General features: G+C 71.4%; 14 protein-coding genes. 6 read left to right on the top strand and 8 right to left on the bottom strand.

Going from position 1 to position 14,787, the window contains the following annotated elements:
- Nucleotides 1–28 precede the first annotated feature (28 nt).
- Complete coding sequence (locus ACWAUO_RS03275) at nt 29–1,294, bottom strand: ROK family protein (RefSeq protein ID WP_460773012.1); 1,266 nt, start codon at nt 1,292–1,294, stop codon at nt 29–31.
- Between the two features lie 262 nt (nt 1,295–1,556).
- Here ACWAUO_RS03275 and ACWAUO_RS03270 point away from each other — a divergent pair, with 262 nt between their 5' ends.
- The 3 genes from ACWAUO_RS03270 (at nt 1,557) to ACWAUO_RS03260 (ending at nt 5,764) form a co-directional block, all read left to right on the top strand.
- Nucleotides 1,557–3,047 carry an MDR family MFS transporter gene (locus tag ACWAUO_RS03270; protein ID WP_460773010.1) on the top strand — a complete coding sequence of 497 codons (1,491 nt, stop codon included), beginning with the start codon at nt 1,557–1,559 and terminating at the stop codon, nt 3,045–3,047.
- 44 nt (nt 3,048–3,091) lie between these two features.
- Nucleotides 3,092–4,657, top strand: a complete 1,566-nt coding sequence (locus ACWAUO_RS03265) for a GMC oxidoreductase (RefSeq protein ID WP_460773009.1) — start codon at nt 3,092–3,094, stop codon at nt 4,655–4,657.
- A 117-nt stretch (nt 4,658–4,774) separates the two neighbouring features.
- Nucleotides 4,775–5,764, top strand: a complete 990-nt coding sequence (locus ACWAUO_RS03260; RefSeq protein ID WP_460773007.1) for a fumarylacetoacetate hydrolase family protein — start codon at nt 4,775–4,777, stop codon at nt 5,762–5,764.
- 336 nt (nt 5,765–6,100) lie between these two features.
- Here ACWAUO_RS03260 and ACWAUO_RS03255 read toward each other — a convergent pair whose 3' ends face one another.
- The 7 genes from ACWAUO_RS03255 to ACWAUO_RS03225 form a co-directional block, all read right to left on the bottom strand.
- Complete coding sequence (locus ACWAUO_RS03255; protein ID WP_460773006.1) at nt 6,101–7,279, bottom strand: alpha/beta hydrolase family protein; 1,179 nt, start codon at nt 7,277–7,279, stop codon at nt 6,101–6,103.
- A gap of 32 nt (nt 7,280–7,311) precedes the next feature.
- On the bottom strand, nt 7,312–7,737 hold the full coding sequence (locus tag ACWAUO_RS03250; protein WP_460773004.1) for a nuclear transport factor 2 family protein: 426 nt from the start codon (nt 7,735–7,737) through the stop codon (nt 7,312–7,314).
- A 4-nt stretch (nt 7,738–7,741) separates the two neighbouring features.
- Entirely contained in the window at nt 7,742–8,560 is an 819-nt protein-coding gene (locus ACWAUO_RS03245; RefSeq protein ID WP_460773003.1) for an SDR family NAD(P)-dependent oxidoreductase, read from the bottom strand.
- Nucleotides 8,557–8,976: a VOC family protein gene (locus ACWAUO_RS03240; RefSeq protein WP_460773001.1), complete on the bottom strand. Its 420-nt coding sequence runs from the start codon at nt 8,974–8,976 to the stop codon at nt 8,557–8,559. The genes ACWAUO_RS03245 and ACWAUO_RS03240 overlap by 4 nt, the downstream gene beginning before the upstream one ends.
- Before the next feature lie 10 nt (nt 8,977–8,986).
- Nucleotides 8,987–9,526 carry a cupin domain-containing protein gene (locus ACWAUO_RS03235; protein WP_460772998.1) on the bottom strand — a complete coding sequence of 180 codons (540 nt, stop codon included), beginning with the start codon at nt 9,524–9,526 and terminating at the stop codon, nt 8,987–8,989.
- Nucleotides 9,523–10,662 carry an FAD-dependent oxidoreductase gene (locus ACWAUO_RS03230; RefSeq protein ID WP_460773287.1) on the bottom strand — a complete coding sequence of 380 codons (1,140 nt, stop codon included), beginning with the start codon at nt 10,660–10,662 and terminating at the stop codon, nt 9,523–9,525. Before ACWAUO_RS03230 ends, ACWAUO_RS03235 begins: the two co-directional genes overlap by 4 nt.
- A gap of 81 nt (nt 10,663–10,743) precedes the next feature.
- Entirely contained in the window at nt 10,744–11,682 is a 939-nt protein-coding gene (locus ACWAUO_RS03225; RefSeq protein ID WP_460772995.1) for a LysR family transcriptional regulator, read from the bottom strand.
- Nucleotides 11,683–11,791: 109 nt separating this feature from the next.
- Here ACWAUO_RS03225 and ACWAUO_RS03220 point away from each other — a divergent pair, with 109 nt between their 5' ends.
- From ACWAUO_RS03220 to ACWAUO_RS03210, 3 genes are read left to right on the top strand one after another with little or no spacing between them, the layout of a single operon-like run.
- The gene (locus ACWAUO_RS03220; protein WP_460772994.1) at nt 11,792–12,727 is read left to right on the top strand and encodes a VOC family protein; all 936 of its coding nucleotides are present in this window, start codon (nt 11,792–11,794) and stop codon (nt 12,725–12,727) included.
- 43 nt (nt 12,728–12,770) lie between these two features.
- On the top strand, nt 12,771–13,535 hold the full coding sequence (locus ACWAUO_RS03215; RefSeq protein WP_460772992.1) for an SDR family NAD(P)-dependent oxidoreductase: 765 nt from the start codon (nt 12,771–12,773) through the stop codon (nt 13,533–13,535).
- Nucleotides 13,532–14,758, top strand: a complete 1,227-nt coding sequence (locus tag ACWAUO_RS03210) for a multidrug effflux MFS transporter (protein ID WP_460772991.1) — start codon at nt 13,532–13,534, stop codon at nt 14,756–14,758. The genes ACWAUO_RS03215 and ACWAUO_RS03210 overlap by 4 nt, the downstream gene beginning before the upstream one ends.
- Nucleotides 14,759–14,787 lie beyond the last annotated feature (29 nt).

Raw genomic sequence — 14,787 nt, 5'->3', positions numbered from 1 at the left:
GGGAGGGGGGATGCGGCGGGGGAGCGGGTCAGGCGGTGCCGCGGATCGCGGCGAGCGAGGGATGCCCGTCGGCGAACCAGCGCGGGAACGTCACGTCGAACAGCTGCTCGCGCACCATGTCCGCGCCGCCGCGGAGGGGCTCGCGCACCTCGTTCAGCGACTGCACGATCGACAGGTCGCGGGTCGCGAGCGGCAGCGACCGCTCGTACACGCGCTGGCGCACCTCCGCGAGGAACACCTCGCCGGCGGCGGCGATCGAACCGCCCACGACGATCACGCCCGGGTTGAACATGTTCACGAGCGCGGCGATCGACTCGCCGACCGTGCGGGCCGAGCGCTGGATGAGCGAGATCGCGAGCGCGTCGCCGTCCTCCGCGGCGCGGGCGATGAGGTCGGGGCTGAGCTCCGCCCCGTCGGCGACGCGGGCACCGAGGAGTCCGCCCGCCCCGTCGGCGAGCGCCTGATCGGCATCGCGGACGAGCGCCCAGCCGCCCGCCTCGGCCTCGAGGCAGCCGACCTTGCCGCAGCGGCACTGCGCGTCGGAGTCGCGCACGCGGACGTGGCCGATGTCGCCGGCCGCGCCGTTCGCGCCGCGGTGCACCCGGCCGTGCGAGAGCAGCCCCGCACCGATACCGGAGCCCACCTTGCAGTAGATGAGGTCGGGGTGGTCGTTGCGGCGCCGGGCGCGCTCGCTGAACGCGAGCAGGTTCACGTCGTTGTCGACCCAGACGGGGGCGTCGTAGCGCTGCTCGAAGCGGCGCCGCACGTCGAACCCGTTCCAGCCGGGCATGATGGGCGGCGCGACGGGTCGGCCGGACTCGAAGTCGACGGGGCCGGGGAGGCCGACGGCGACGCCCCACACCGGGAGTCCCGGATGCTGCGCCCGCAGCTCGTCGATCATCTCCATGGCGGTGTCGAGGGTCTCCGCAGGACCGGTCGCGATGTCCCAGTCGCGGTTCGCCTGCGCGATGACGTCGCCTTCGAGATGCGTGAGGCCGACGTTGATGTGGCGGGCGCCGAGGGCGCAGATCACGATGAGGCCCTGCTCGGCGCGGAACCGGAGCCGGCGCGGGGCGCGGCCGCCGGAGGACGGCCCGAACTCGGCGTCCTCGAGGTAGCCGAGGTCGATGCCCTGTTCCACCCGCTGGGTGACGACGCCGCGGCCGAGCCCGGTGACCCTGCCGATCTCGGGGCGGGTCGCCGCCTCGCCGAGACGGATCATGTTGACGATGCGGAGGAAGCTCGTGACTTCATCTGTGTGGGCGCCGAAACGCAGCGTGGACTCGCTGGCCATGGTTGAAAGCTACATGGTCAGGCGGCGTTTCCGGCGCAAGACGGGCGAGAATTGTCCAGTTGGAGACGCAAAACGTAAAGAATCGGCGAAAGTAACAGGAATTGCCCGCCATCGGGCCTTCTCAGAGTTCAGTTGAAATCAGACAAAAGAGTGCATAGGATCGGTGGTGACGTCGGGGCCGCAGGCCCGTTCCTCGGTGCGCCGCAGCATCCGAGGGCACACTCCGTCGCGTCGACGACCCGATCGTTCGGGTGATCCGCGTATGCCGCTCTCACCGCTGAGACTCCGTCTCCTCATCGTCGCCCTGCTCACCGTCTCGCTGCTGGGCGCCCTCGACCACACCATCGTCTCCACGTCGCTCGCGACCGTCGCCGGCTCGCTCGGCGCGCTCGAATCCATGAGCTGGGTGGTGGTGGGCTACACGCTCGCGAGCACCGTCGTGCTCCCCGTGCTCGGCAAGGTCAGCGACCTGTTCGGTGCGAAGCGGGTCTTCCTCGCTTCGCTCGCCGTGTTCCTGCTGGCCTCGCTCGCGTGCGGATTCGCCGGCGACATGACGATGCTCATCGTCGCCCGGGTGGTGCAGGGCATGAGCTCTGCCGGCGTCGCGCTCGTGTCCCAGACGATCGTCGCCGAGACGACCTCGCCTCGCGAGCGTCCGAAGTACATGAGCATCATCGGCGCCGCGTTCCCGATCGCGATCCTCCTGGGGCCGGCGGTCGGCGGGCTCATCACCGACTACCTCGGCTGGCGCTGGGTGTTCTGGATCAACCTGCCCATCGGCGTCATCGCGTTCGCCCTCGCCGCCTTCGCGGTGCCGAAGCTGCCGTCGCGGCCGAGCCGGGGGAGCTACGACTACGGGGGCACCGCAACGCTCAGCATCGCCCTCGTCGCGCTCGTGCTGGCGGTCAGCTGGCTCGGCGACCCCGCACTGCGTGTCGCCATGGTCGTCGCCTTCGTCATCGCGGCCGTCGGCTTCGTGCTCTTCGGGCTCGTGGAGCGTCGGACGGCGGAGCCGCTGGTGCCGCTCCGCTTCTTCCGCAACCGCACGGTCGCAGCGGGGCTCGCGCTGTCGGTCATCGTCGGGATCGGCCTCTTCTCGGTGGTCTCCTACATCCCGACCTACGTGCAGATGGCCTACGGCACCTCCGCGACGGTCTCCGGGCTCGTCCCCATCGCGACGGTCATGGGCATGCTGGTGACCAACCTGCTGACCGGCTTCCTCGCCTCGCGCACCGGCGCCTACCGCCCGTACCCGATCATCGGCACCGCGCTGGGCGCGGTCGGGATGCTGGCCATGTCGATGCTCCCGACCGGCACGCCGCTCTGGGTGCCGATGGTGGTCATGTTCGTCGTCGGCATGGGCACGGGAGCGTTCATGAGCCTCGTGGTGACGGTCGTGCAGAGCGCCGTGCCGCGCAGCGAGACCGGTACCATCACCGCCACGGTGAACCTCGTCCGACAGATCGGGTCCACCGTCGTGACCGCGCTCATCGGCGTGCTCATCGCCGTCGGCGTCGCAGCGGGGCTCCCTGCCGGGCTCGACCCCTCCACCCTCACGCCCCAGGCCGTCCAGGCCGCCGGACCCGCCGTCGTCGCCGAGGTGGCCGAGGTCTACATGCACGTGATCGCACCGATCTTCGCCGGTCTCGCCGTCGTCTACGTCGTCGGTGTCGTCGCGGCGCTCCTGCTCCCGCCCGGGCGCCTCTCCGACGAGACGGACCCGTTGCCCGACACGCAGGCGGCCACCGCATGAGCGCGCGGGCCACCCACACTTCCGTTCATCCCCGAGGAGGACCCATGACCAGTGCACCGACCATCGCGATCGTCGGCAGCGGCCCGATCGGCAGCGCGTATGCCCGCATCCTGCTCGAGAGCCACCCCACCGCGCGTGTGGTGATGTTCGAGGCGGGGCCGCAGCTCACCGACGTCCCGGGCGAGAGCGTCCGCAACATCGCCGACCCCGACGAGAAGGAGCGCGCCCGCGAGCGCTCGCAGGGCCCGCAGTCGGGCTCGCACCGCGAGTCGCTCGGGCTGCCGGCCGGTGCCGTCGTCGAGGGCATGTTCACGGCCCGCCAGGGCACCCACCTGCTGGACTTCGGCGGCGAAGGCTCGGCCCACGCGCCGACGTTCCCCGCCGCCGCCGCGTCGACCAACGTCGGCGGCCAGGGCGCGCACTGGACATGCGCGACCCCGGCCCCGTCGTTCAGCGAGCGGATCCCGTTCATCGAGGATGCGGAGTGGGAGGAGCTCATCGCGGAGGCCGAGCGGCTGCTGCACGTGCAGTCCGCCGCGTTCGCCGACTCCGCCGTCGGTGCGGCGATCCGGTCGCTGCTCGAGGAGGAGTTCGGCGCCGAACTGCCCGAGGGGTACGGCGTGAGCACGCTGCCAGTCGCCGGCGACCCGCAGCCTGACGGCACCATGCGCTGGGCGGGCGCGGACGCCGTGCTCGGCCCGCTCATCGAGCCCGGCCACCCCCTCGCCGAGCGCTTCGAACTGCGTCCGCTGCACCTGGTGCGCCGCGTGATCGTCGAGGACGGCCGTGCGCGGGGCGTGCTCGTCGAGGACCTGCAGACCAAGGCGGAGTCCCGCTTCGACGCCGACCTCGTCGTGGTCGCCGCCGACGCGTTCCGCTCCCCGCAGCTGCTGTGGGCCTCGGGGGTCCGGCCCGCCGCGCTCGGCCGCTACCTCACCGAGCACCACGTCGTCATCTCCACCGTCGCGCTCGACGCGGAGCGGATGACCCGCTTCGCGACCGAGGGGGAGCTCGACGCCGAACTCGCCCGACGCGCGGTGAACCCGGCCGACCCGGTGGCGGCGGTCAACCGCATCCCGTTCTCCGAGCCCGACCACCCCTTCTCGCTGCAGGTGATGTACTCCGAGACCACCCCGTTCCGCATGGAGCCGGGCACCGAGTACGCCGAGAACCGCTGGGGCTACGTCAACATGGGCTACGGCATGCGCAAGCGCCCCCGCGTGGAGGACGGCATCGTCTTCCACGACGATGAGCTCGACTACCGCGGCCTGCCGAACATGACGATCGAGTACGCCCTCACCGACGCCGAGGAGGCCGAGATCGCCGAGGGCACCCGTCGGCTGCAGCGTGCCGGCGAGGCGCTCGGCCACTTCGTCGCCGGGCCCCGCCTGCTGCCCAACGGCTCGAGCCTGCACTACATGGGCACGATGCGGATGGGGCAGTCCGACGACGGCACGAGCGTCGCCGACCCGTACTCCCGCGTCTGGGGTGTCGAGGGCCTCCTCGTGGGCGGCAACGCGCTCATCCCGACCGCGAACACGATGAACCCGACGCTCATGAGCGTCGCGATCGCGGTGCGCGGCGCCCGGGCTGCGGCAGCGGCGCTGTAACGGCATCCGCCTCGTCGATCCGAGGCATGGGCGGCGGCCCCTGGCGGAGCCGGGGCCGCCGCAGGAGAGTGGAAGCGTCCGGGGGCAGGTGTCCCCTCGGTGTGCGAAGGAGCAGGCGTGAGGATTGCACGGTGGTCGGATGCGGCCGGAGGACCGGTCCGCGAGGGGATCGTCATCGACGAGACGGTGGTGCCGTTCCCGGACGGCGTGACCGTGACGGGGCTGCTCGAGGAGGGGCTGGATGCGGCGCTCGCGCTCGACGCGTCCGTGCGCGAGGCGCTGGCCGCCGGGTCGGTGCAGGCGACGCCCCTGTCGGCGGTGACCCTGCTCGCACCCGTCGTGCCCACCAGCATCCGTGACTTCGTCGCGTTCGAGGAGCACGTCGAGGGCGTGAGCGCCGGCGTCGAGGGCAAGAGCGACGTCGCGGCGGAGTGGTACGAGGCGCCCACGTTCTACTTCACGAACCCGCACATCGTTCATCCCACCGGCGTGGTCGTGCCGATCCCCGAGACGCACCGCCTCGACTTCGAGCTCGAACTCGCGGTCGTCGTCGGCGCGGTCGCCGGTTCGACCGGCGAGAACGTCGACGTGGACACGGCCGCATCCCACATCTTCGGGTACACCGTCATGAACGACTGGTCCGCCCGCGACCTGCAGGCGCGCGAGATGAAGGTGCGGCTCGGGCCCGCGAAGGGCAAGGACTTCGGCACGACGCTCGGTCCGTGGATCGTCACGGCCGACGAGCTCGCGCCCTTCCTCGACGAGGACGGGTTCCTGGCCGTGCGCGCCGAGGTGTACGTCAACGGCGAGCTCGTCGGCGAGGACCTCGTCTCGAACATGGGGTGGCCCTTCCCCGAACTCGTCGCCTACGCGGCCCGCAACAGCGTCATCAAGCCGGGCGACGTGCTCGGCTCCGGCACCGTCGGCAACGGCGGCTGCCTCGGCGAGCTGTGGGGGCTCGGCCGCACGATCCCGCCGCTCGAGCCGGGCGACGAGGTGCGCATGGTGATCGAGGGCGTGGGCGAGATCGTGAACACGGTCGGCGACCGCATCCCGGGTCCGCCGATCCCGCCGGCGCGCCCGCGGCCCCGCAACCGCCGCCGCTGAGGCGCACCGGATCAGGAGAAATCCCCGGAACAGGACGATTCGCGCCGAATCCTCCTGACCCGGGGATTTCTCCTGTTCCGGGGAGGGCGCGCGTGGGCGACGGATGCTGCGCGCCCCCGCCGGCTCCGATTCCGGCGCCGCGGTGCGCCCGTGCACAACTGCGGAGATGGTGGCCGACACGCCGGGCCCGTGCCGCCGGGGCCCGGCGTGTCGCGGACGGACTCCGCAGTTGTGCACGCGGCAACGCGCGCACGGCACGCGGCGGGAGCGCGCCGCGCGGGCCGGAAACGCCGGAGGGGGATGCCGCGTGGTCGCAGCATCCCCCTCCGTGTCGGATCAGGACAGTTCGTTGAACGTCTCGGCGATCCACTCGGCGGTGAACTCGCCGACGTACTCCATGTTGTCGATGCCGATGTGCTCGGCGCCGCCCTCCTCCTGCGTGAAGATGCGCAGCTCCCGCTTCGGGGAGTTCACGGCCGCCTCGTACTCGTCGTAGGCGTACTTCACCGGGATCTGCCGGTCGCCCTCGCCGTGCGTCACCAGGAACGGCACGGTGATGTTCTCGACGACGCCCTCCAGGCGCATGTTCTTCGTCTTCTCCAGGAAGTCGGCGTCGTCCTTCGCGCCGAACACCCAGTGCACGTGGTCCCAGTAGTGGGGGACCGGGTTCTCGCCCTCGCGGCGGCGACGCGCCTCCTGGACGGCGGCCCAGTCGTAGTTCGCGCCCCACGCGACGGCGAGGGCGATGCGCTTCTCGAACGCGGTCGCGCGCGGCACGTAGTACCCGCCGAGCGACCAGCCCACGAGGCCGACCTTCTTCACGTCGACGTCGAGGTCGGCGGCGTGCTCCTCGACCCAGTCGAGGATGGATGCGGCCCACACCTCGGTGTCGAACCGGGCGTGCAGGTCCCGCATCCGGAGCGCCTCACCCGAGCCGGGAGGGTCGATCATGAGGGTCGAGATGCCACGGCGGGCCATCTGCTGCGGGAACCGCGACGTGTACATCATCTCCTTGGTGGAATCGAGACCGTTCCACATGATGATGAGCGGCTTCGGGCCGTCGCCGGGTGCGCGGTAGAAGTAGCCCGGGAGCGCCGAGCCCTCGGGTGCGTCGTCGCCCTTGTAGGGCACGTCGACCGTGGTGACGGGGATGCCGCCGAGCTCGATGTGCTTCAGGAGCAGGTCGATCGACTTCTGGTAGGCGGCCTTGCGGCCCTCCCACTTCGGCGACTGCAGGCGCTCGGCCTGCGAGGTGTACAGCGCGGCGCGGTAGTACTTGTCGGAGGCGCTGAGCTTCCAGCCGCGGGCCTCGTCGGCCTCGGCGGCGGCGAGCAGGCGGTCGGCGACGGCCTGCCACGACGAGTACAGCAGCTCGGTGCCGACGTCGTCGCCCTGCTGCGAGGCCTCGAGCGCGGGCCGGGCGGCCTTGTCGATCTCGTCGATGAATCCACCGTTGTTGAGCGAGGCGACGACGGCCATGCTCCAGACGTAGTTGGTGGGGTAGTACATGTACATGCGGAAGGACTCCTTCTTGCGGACGGGGGAAGTCAGTGGGGGATGCCGAGCTCGGTCACGGTGCCGTCGCGACGGATGCCGGTGAACGAGTTGTAGGCGACGAGGATGTCGGCGAACCTGCCCTCGGCGTTCAGGCGGTAGGAGATGACGCCGCGGAACTCGAAGCGGTCGCCCTCCTGGACCGGACCGAAGACCGACTCCGGGTCGTCCCGCTCGGCGGTGAAGTACGTGACCATGCGGATGGCGACGTTGGTGTCGGATCCGACGAAGTCGGTCGGCGCGAGCTCCTCGCGGAACGTGGACCAGATCTTCGCGTAGTGGTCCTTCATGCCCTGCACGCCGGTGTACTCGAGCGTGCCGTTGCGCATGTGCATGTCGTCGGCGAGGTAGTCCTCGAACGCCGTCTCGTCGCGCCGGTTGAACCGGGCGATGTAGTCGTCGAACGCTGCCTTGTCCATCGGCTCAGTCCGCCGTCGCGGCCTGCTGCTCGGGGCGCACGGCGTCCGAGAGGAACGTCGCGACGCCGGAGAGCAGCTGCCCGCCGTCGACCGAGACCTCGGCGCCGGTGATGTACGCGGCCGCATCCGAGAGGAGGAACACCACCATGTTGGCGACCTCCTGCGGCTCGCCGCCGCGGTGGAGCGGCGCGATCGCGACGTTCGCGTCGAGGAACGCGCCGGGCGCGCTCGCGGTCATCTCGGTGCGGATGTAGCCCGGGTGCACGATGTTCGCGCGGATGCCGCGGGGCCCGAGCTCGGTCACGCAGGAGTGCGTGAGGCCGCGGATCGCCCACTTGCTGGTCGTGTACGCGGCCGTGTAGTGGCCGGTGAGGCCGGCGGCCGAGCCGATGTTCACGATCGACGACCCCTCGCCCATGGCGGGCAGCAGGGCCTGGATGCCGAGCATCGCGCCGGTGACGTTGACGGCGAGCACGCGGTCCCAGTCGGCCCGCTCCACCGCGCCGATCCGCACCCGGTGGGTGACGCCGGCGTTGTTGACGAGGCCCTTCACCGGGCGGCCGTCGAGGGATGCGGCGAGTTCGCGCCAGCCGTCCTCATCGGTCACGTCGAGGCGGCGGTAGGTGACGGTGCCGGCGAGCCCCTCGGCCGCGGCGAGGAGCTCGGGTGCCTCGTCGCGGACGTCGGCGGCGATCACGTCGGCACCGTTCGCGGCGAGCAGGAGCGCCTCCTGCGCGCCCTGGCCGCCGGCGGCGCCCGTGACGACGAACACGTTGCCGGCGAGACCGGGCAGCTGCACGCCCTCGGTGGGTGCGGGGATCATACGGACACCGGTCCCTTGCGGTCGAGGAGTTCGATGAGGTTGCCCTCGGGGTCGGTCACGAACGCGAACCGGACTCCGGGCTCGGGGGAGTCGCCGGGGGCGCTGAGCACCCCGGCGCCCGCGTCGACGAGCGTGGCGAACGTCGCGTCCACGTCGTCGACGCGCAGGCACAGGTGCGCCCAGCCGCGGGACAGCAGTGCGTCCGGCGGGGTGGTGGCGCTCGGCCGGGTCACGGTGGAGCCGCGGCGTTCGAGCAGTTCGATCGCGACGTCGTCGGGGCCGAGCAGGAAGACCCCGCGAAGGCCCACCGGCGGGATGTCGAACGGCTGGGCCGTGGCGAATCCGAAGGCCCGCTGGTACCAGTCCCGCATCCCGTCGAGGTCGCCGACCGACAGCCCGATATGGTCCACGTGCATGTCGTCCTCCTCAGTCCCGCGGTCCGTGCCGCATGAGTCCGGCGCGGACGCCGGGCAGCAGTTCGAGCAGGTCGTCGCCGAACTCGCCGTCCACGAGCACGAACGCCACCCGGGCGATCGCGTCGGAGCGGTTCGCCCAGGCGTGGTCGGTGCCGCGCTGGATCACGATGTCGCCGGCGCGGGCGGTCACCTCGCTGTCGTCGAGGACGAGCGTGATCTCGCCCTCGAGCACGATGCCGTAGTCGACGGACTCGGTGCGGTGCACCGGCGACTGCAGGCCGCGGTCGTCGAGGTGGCCGGGCTTGAACTCGTTGATCCGGATGCGGGTGCCCCGGGCGGGCGGCGGCACGGTGATGTCGCCGATGGTCGGGTCGACGAAGCCGGCGCCGACGACGGCCGGGGAACCCGCCGTCTCCCACACCTCGTGGAAGGCGACGCCGTCCTCGGGCAGCTCACGCGTGACCGGCACCGGGCCGTCGCTCACGACGACGGAGACGCCGTTCGCGTCGTGCCCGGTGACGATCCGCCGCGGGATGCGGAAGTCGCTCACGGGGCCGGCACCAGGGCGACGAGCGCCTCGGCCATGACCTTGCCGGGGTTGGCGTCCGGCGTGCCGGGGTGCAGCTCCCAGTGGGCGAGCTGCATCGAGGCGTCCACGACGCCCTTGATGCGCGGGATGCGGCGGTCGTAGAACGCGGAGAGCTGCTGCTCCCAGTCGCCCTCGGCGGTCACGTACTCGGCGAACAGCAGGCTGTCCTCGACGCACTGCGCGGCACCCTGGGCGATGAGCGGCGGCACGGCGTGCACGGCCTCGCCGAGCGCGATGACGCGGCCGGAGTGCCAGGGTCGGTCCACGAAGATCCACTCGATCTCCTGGAAGTTCAGGAAGGTGTCCTCGGTGATGGACTCGCGGAGGTAGTCGAACTGGCCGTGGAAGTTCGCCATGAGGCGCTTGACCTCCTGCCAGCCCTCGAGCCCGTTCTCCACCCGCTCCGGGCGGCACAGGACGAAGATGTAGCACTGGTCGTCGCTCACCGGGGTGTAGCCGACCTTGTAGGCGCCGCCGTCGTCGACCATCGGGTACGCGATGCCGCCGGTCATGTCGGGGGTGCGCGAGGTGACCGCGCGCCAGATGCCGAGGCCGCTGGGCTTGCGGTCCTCGGTGATGCCGAGCGTCGGGCGGGTCTGCGACTTGATGCCCTCGGCGATGACGATCGCGTCCCAGGTCTCGGTGGTGCCGTCGGAGAGCACCGACGTGGCCGAGTCGTCGCCGGTCTCGTACGAGGTGAGCTCGAGCCCGAGGCGGATCTCGACGCCGAGCGCCTCGGCGCGGTTCACGAGGATCTCGTGCAGGTCGGGGCGGAGGGCGCCGATCGTGGCGGGCAGGTCGTCGCCGCCGGTGCGGGGCGTGGGCATCTCGGCCATCACGCGGCCGTCGGCGAAGTACAGGGTGACGCCGTTCTCGGCCTGGCCCTTGGCCAGTACCTCGTCGATGACGCCGAGCTCGCGGAACACCCGCAGGGCGTTGCCCTGGATGGTGAGGCCGTGGCCGACCCGGGCCCACGCCTTCGCGCGGTCGACGAGCGTCACGGAAACCTCGCGCTGTGCGAGGGCGATCGCCGCCGTCAGGCCGGTGAATCCACCGCCGACGATGAGCACCTTCTTAACCGACATCTGTGTCTCCAGCTTCCGGGCGCAGCGTCACGCCCACCGCTCGACGCTATGGCCCCGGGGTGTCGCTGGGCCACCGCCCCCGCCCGATGCCAGCTATCGGACGGCGGGTGCGCCGGCCGCCGGCGTCAGCATCCCGTCGGCCACCGCCTGCGCGGCGAGTTCGCGGAACCACGTGTGCGCCGGGTCGTGGGTGTGCGCGCTGTGCCACCACAGGCGCAGGATGAGCTCGACGGCGGGGAACGGCGTCGGCACGCTCACGACGTCGACCGACGCGAGACTCCGCTCCGCCAGGCGCTTCGGGACGAGCCCGATGAGGTCGGTGCCGGCGACGATGAGCGGCACCGACATGAGCGTCGAGGTCGACACGCGCACCTGCGGGTGCATGTCGAGCTCGTGCATGCGCCGCTCGATCGGGAGGGTGTGCGCGCGGCCGAAGTCGCATCGCACGAGCGGGCTGGCCATGAAGTCGGCGGGGGAGATCTCCCCGGACGCCACGCGCGGGTTCGCCCGGTCGGCGACGACGACGTACTCGTCCCGGAGGATCTCGAACCCCTCCATCGTCACGCCGATGCCCGGGGTCAGCACGAGGAAGTCGTTCGGGAGCAGCTGGCGTTCCGCGGTCACCGGATCGGTGGGCAGCCGCAGGAAGTCGAAGCGGATGCCGGGGGCCAGGGTCGAAGCGAGTCCGAACAGCGGCCGCAGCTCGATGCACGCGTAGTCGGAGATGTGCACGCTGAAGCGCCGTCGGGTGGTGGCCGGGTCGAACATCTCCTCCTGGCCGAGCGCCTGCGCGACCAGCGGCAGGGTGCGCTGCACCTGCGGCAGGATCTGCCGGGCGAGCGGGGTCAGCTCGTAGTCGCGGCCGACCCGGACGAGCAGTTCGTCCTGGAACACCGCCCGCAACCGCGCCAGCGCGGACGACATGGTCGACTGGCCGAGCCCGATCCGCTCGCCGGCGTGGGTGACGTTCTCCTCCTCCAGGAGGGCGCGCAACGCCACGAGGAGGTTGAGATCCGGGTCACCGCTAGCCACAGATGCATGGTATCCGTCGGGCGACGTGGTTCCCGGTCCGCGAAGTTGCATAGATTCGACAGGTCGCGCTCAACGCGCTTTCCCTTGCATTCCCGAAAGAAGGTCGACGATGACTGACCGGCTCGTTTCCCACCTCCGCTACGCCGCGCTCGCAGTGCCCGAATTCGAGGTGGAGCGCGACTTCTTCGCCCGGCACTGGGGCCTCACCGAGGTGCACGCCGAGGACGGCCTGAGCTACCTGGCCGCCGAGGGCTCCAGCGAGCCCTTCATCCTGCGCCTGCGCCGCGACGAGAAGCGCGTCGACCTCGCCGGCTTCGGCGTGCGTTCGCGCGCCGACATCCACGCGCTGGCCGACAAGCTCCACGCCGAGGACGTGCAGTTCGTGCACGAGCCGCAGGAGCTCACCCAGTTCGGCGGCGGCTACGGCTTCCGCGTGTTCGACGGCGACGGCCGCGTGCTCGAGTTCTCCACCGGCTACGAGCAGCGCGAGGCCCGCAAGATCCGCGAGCGCGAGCCCATCCCGGCCAAGCTCTCGCACATGGTCTTCAACTCGTCCGACCTGAACCGCACCGCGCAGTGGTACATCGACCACCTCGACTTCACCATCTCCGACTCGCTGGTGCGCCCGGACGGCGTCGACATGATGCACTTCATGCGCTGCAACCCGAACCACCACTCGATCGCCATCGCGATGGGCCCGCACCACTCGCTGCACCACCTGTCGTTCGAGATGCGCGGCATCGAGGAGTGGATGCGCGGCTCCGGCAAGATCCTCCGCTCGGGTGCGCGCATGATCTGGGGCCCGGGCCGCCACAACGCCGGCGACAACACGTTCGCCTACTTCCTCTCGCCCGCCGGCAACACGATCGAGTACACGACCGAGCTGGCCGTCGTCGACGACGACAGCTGGGTCGCGAACCGGCACGACATCAGCCACCTGGACACGCAGGACCAGTGGGGCACCGCGCAGGAGATGAGCGAGCTCGTCGCCCGCGAGTCGTTCAACGACATCGACAAGGGCCTCTTCGTCGCCCCGCCGGTCTGATCCGGCGACGGATGCGGACGATGCGACAAGGACGGGAGTTGTGATGGGCCGGTTGGACGGCAAGGTCGCGGTCATCACCGGGATCGGTGGCGGCATGGGCCGCGAGGCCGCACGGCGGTTCGCCGCCGAGGGCGCGAAGGTCGTCGGCTGCGACCTGAACGAGCAGGGACTGCAGGACACGGTCGAGCTCGTGCGCGCCGAGGGCGGCGAGATCACCGGGTTCGCTCCGGTGGACGCCGGTGACGCGAAGGCCGTGGAGACCTGGATCGACGCCGCGGCGGAGGTCTACGGCGGGATCGACGTGCTCTACAACAACGCGTCCATCCAGCGGTTCGGCGCGATCGACGAGATCAGCGTCGAGGACTGGGACTTCGCGATCGACATGGAGTTGAACATCGTGTTCTACGCCGTGCGGGCCGCGTGGAAGCACCTCAAGGTCCGCGGCGGGACGATCGTGAACATCGGCTCGATCGCGGGCACCCGCGGGGTCGAGTTCATGCCGCAGAACGCGCACGGCGCCGCCAAGGCCGGTGTCATCAACCTCACCCAGCAGCTCGCGGTCGAGGGCGGTCCGCACCGCATCCGTGCGGTGTGCATCTCGCCCGGGTTCATCCAGACCCCGGCGACGACCTTCCTCGTCGAAGACCCGCCGCCCGCGCTGAAGGCCACCTGGGACCGCATCCCGCTCGGCCGTGTCGGTCAGCCGGACGACGTGGTGAACGCCGCGGTGTTCCTCGCCTCGGACGAGGCGTCGTGGATCACCGGCGTGAACCTCGTCGTCGACGGCGGCGGCAGCGTGCTGGGATGACCGGCCCCGCACGGGCGACGGACGGCGGCCGGGCGGCCGGGCTCACCGGCACCACCCTGCTCGGACTCAGCGGGCTGGCCATGCTCGGCCCGATGACCACCGACGCCTTCCTGCCCGCGCTGCCGCGCATCGCCGGCGAGTTCGAGGTGACGGCAGGGTCGGTGCAGCTCGCGCTCAGCGGCGTCACGATCGGCCTCGCGGTCGGTCAGCTGTTCTCCGGACCGCTGTCGGACATGTTCGGCCGCCGTCGCCCCCTGCTCATCGGCAGCGCGGCGCTCACGCTGTTCGCGGTCGCCGCGGCACTCGCGCCGAGCCTGCCGCTGCTCATCGTCTCGTGCGCGATCATCGGGCTCGGGGCGGCCGCCGGCGCCACGGTCGGCCGTGCGGTCGTCACCGACCTCGAGACGGGCCCCGCCCTGACCCGCGGGCTGTCGCTGCTGGGCTCGGCCATGGCGGTCGGACCGGTGATCGCACCCGTGTTCGGTGTCGTCCTCGCGCTCCTGTGGGGCTGGCGCGGGATCTTCGTCGGACTCGCGGTGCTGGCGCTCGTCTCGTTCGTGTTCGTGGCGACGCTCGTGCCCGAATCGCTGCCGCCCGCCCACCGCATCCGCGGGGGCCTGCGTGCCGTGCCCGCGGCGGTGCTCGCCGCCGTGCGCACGCGGGCGTTCTGGTGCGGGGCGCTCGTGGTGTGGTTCGCGTTCGCGTCGAGCTTCGCCTACATCTCCGCGTCCCCGTACGTGCTGCAGGAGGCCATGGGGTTCCCGGTCGCCCTCTTCGCGGTCGTCTTCGCGGTGAACGGGCTCGGCGTCGTCGCGGGCGGGCTCGTCTCCGCGCGGCTCGCCCGCCGCTGGGGGCCGCACCGCATCCTCGGTGTCGGACTCACGGTGGTCTCCCTCGGCGCCGCGTCGGTCGTGGTCGCGATCGTCACCGGGACGCTCACGCCGTGGCTCGTGCTGCCCGGCTTCTTCCTGCTCGCCGCGGCCTGCGGCCTGTACATCGGTCCGGGCCTCGCGATGGCCGTCGCCGAGCTCCGCGAGACCGCAGGGACGACCCTGGCACTGGTCGGCGCCGTGCAGTTCGCCATCTCCGCGGCCGTCGCCCCGATCGCCGTGCAGGGCGCACCCCGCGACTTCACCGCCCTCGCCGTGACCCTCGTCGCGGGCGCCGTGCTCGCCTGGATCGGATGGGCGCTGTTCCGCCCCGCCCGACCGGCCGATTCCTGATCCCTGGTATCCCGCCGCGGCCGTGGTCC

Source organism: Microbacterium sp. GXF7504 (assembly GCF_054798235.1).
Note: the sequence above shows the minus strand (reverse complement) of the source record. Positions and strands in the feature narration are given on the sequence as shown.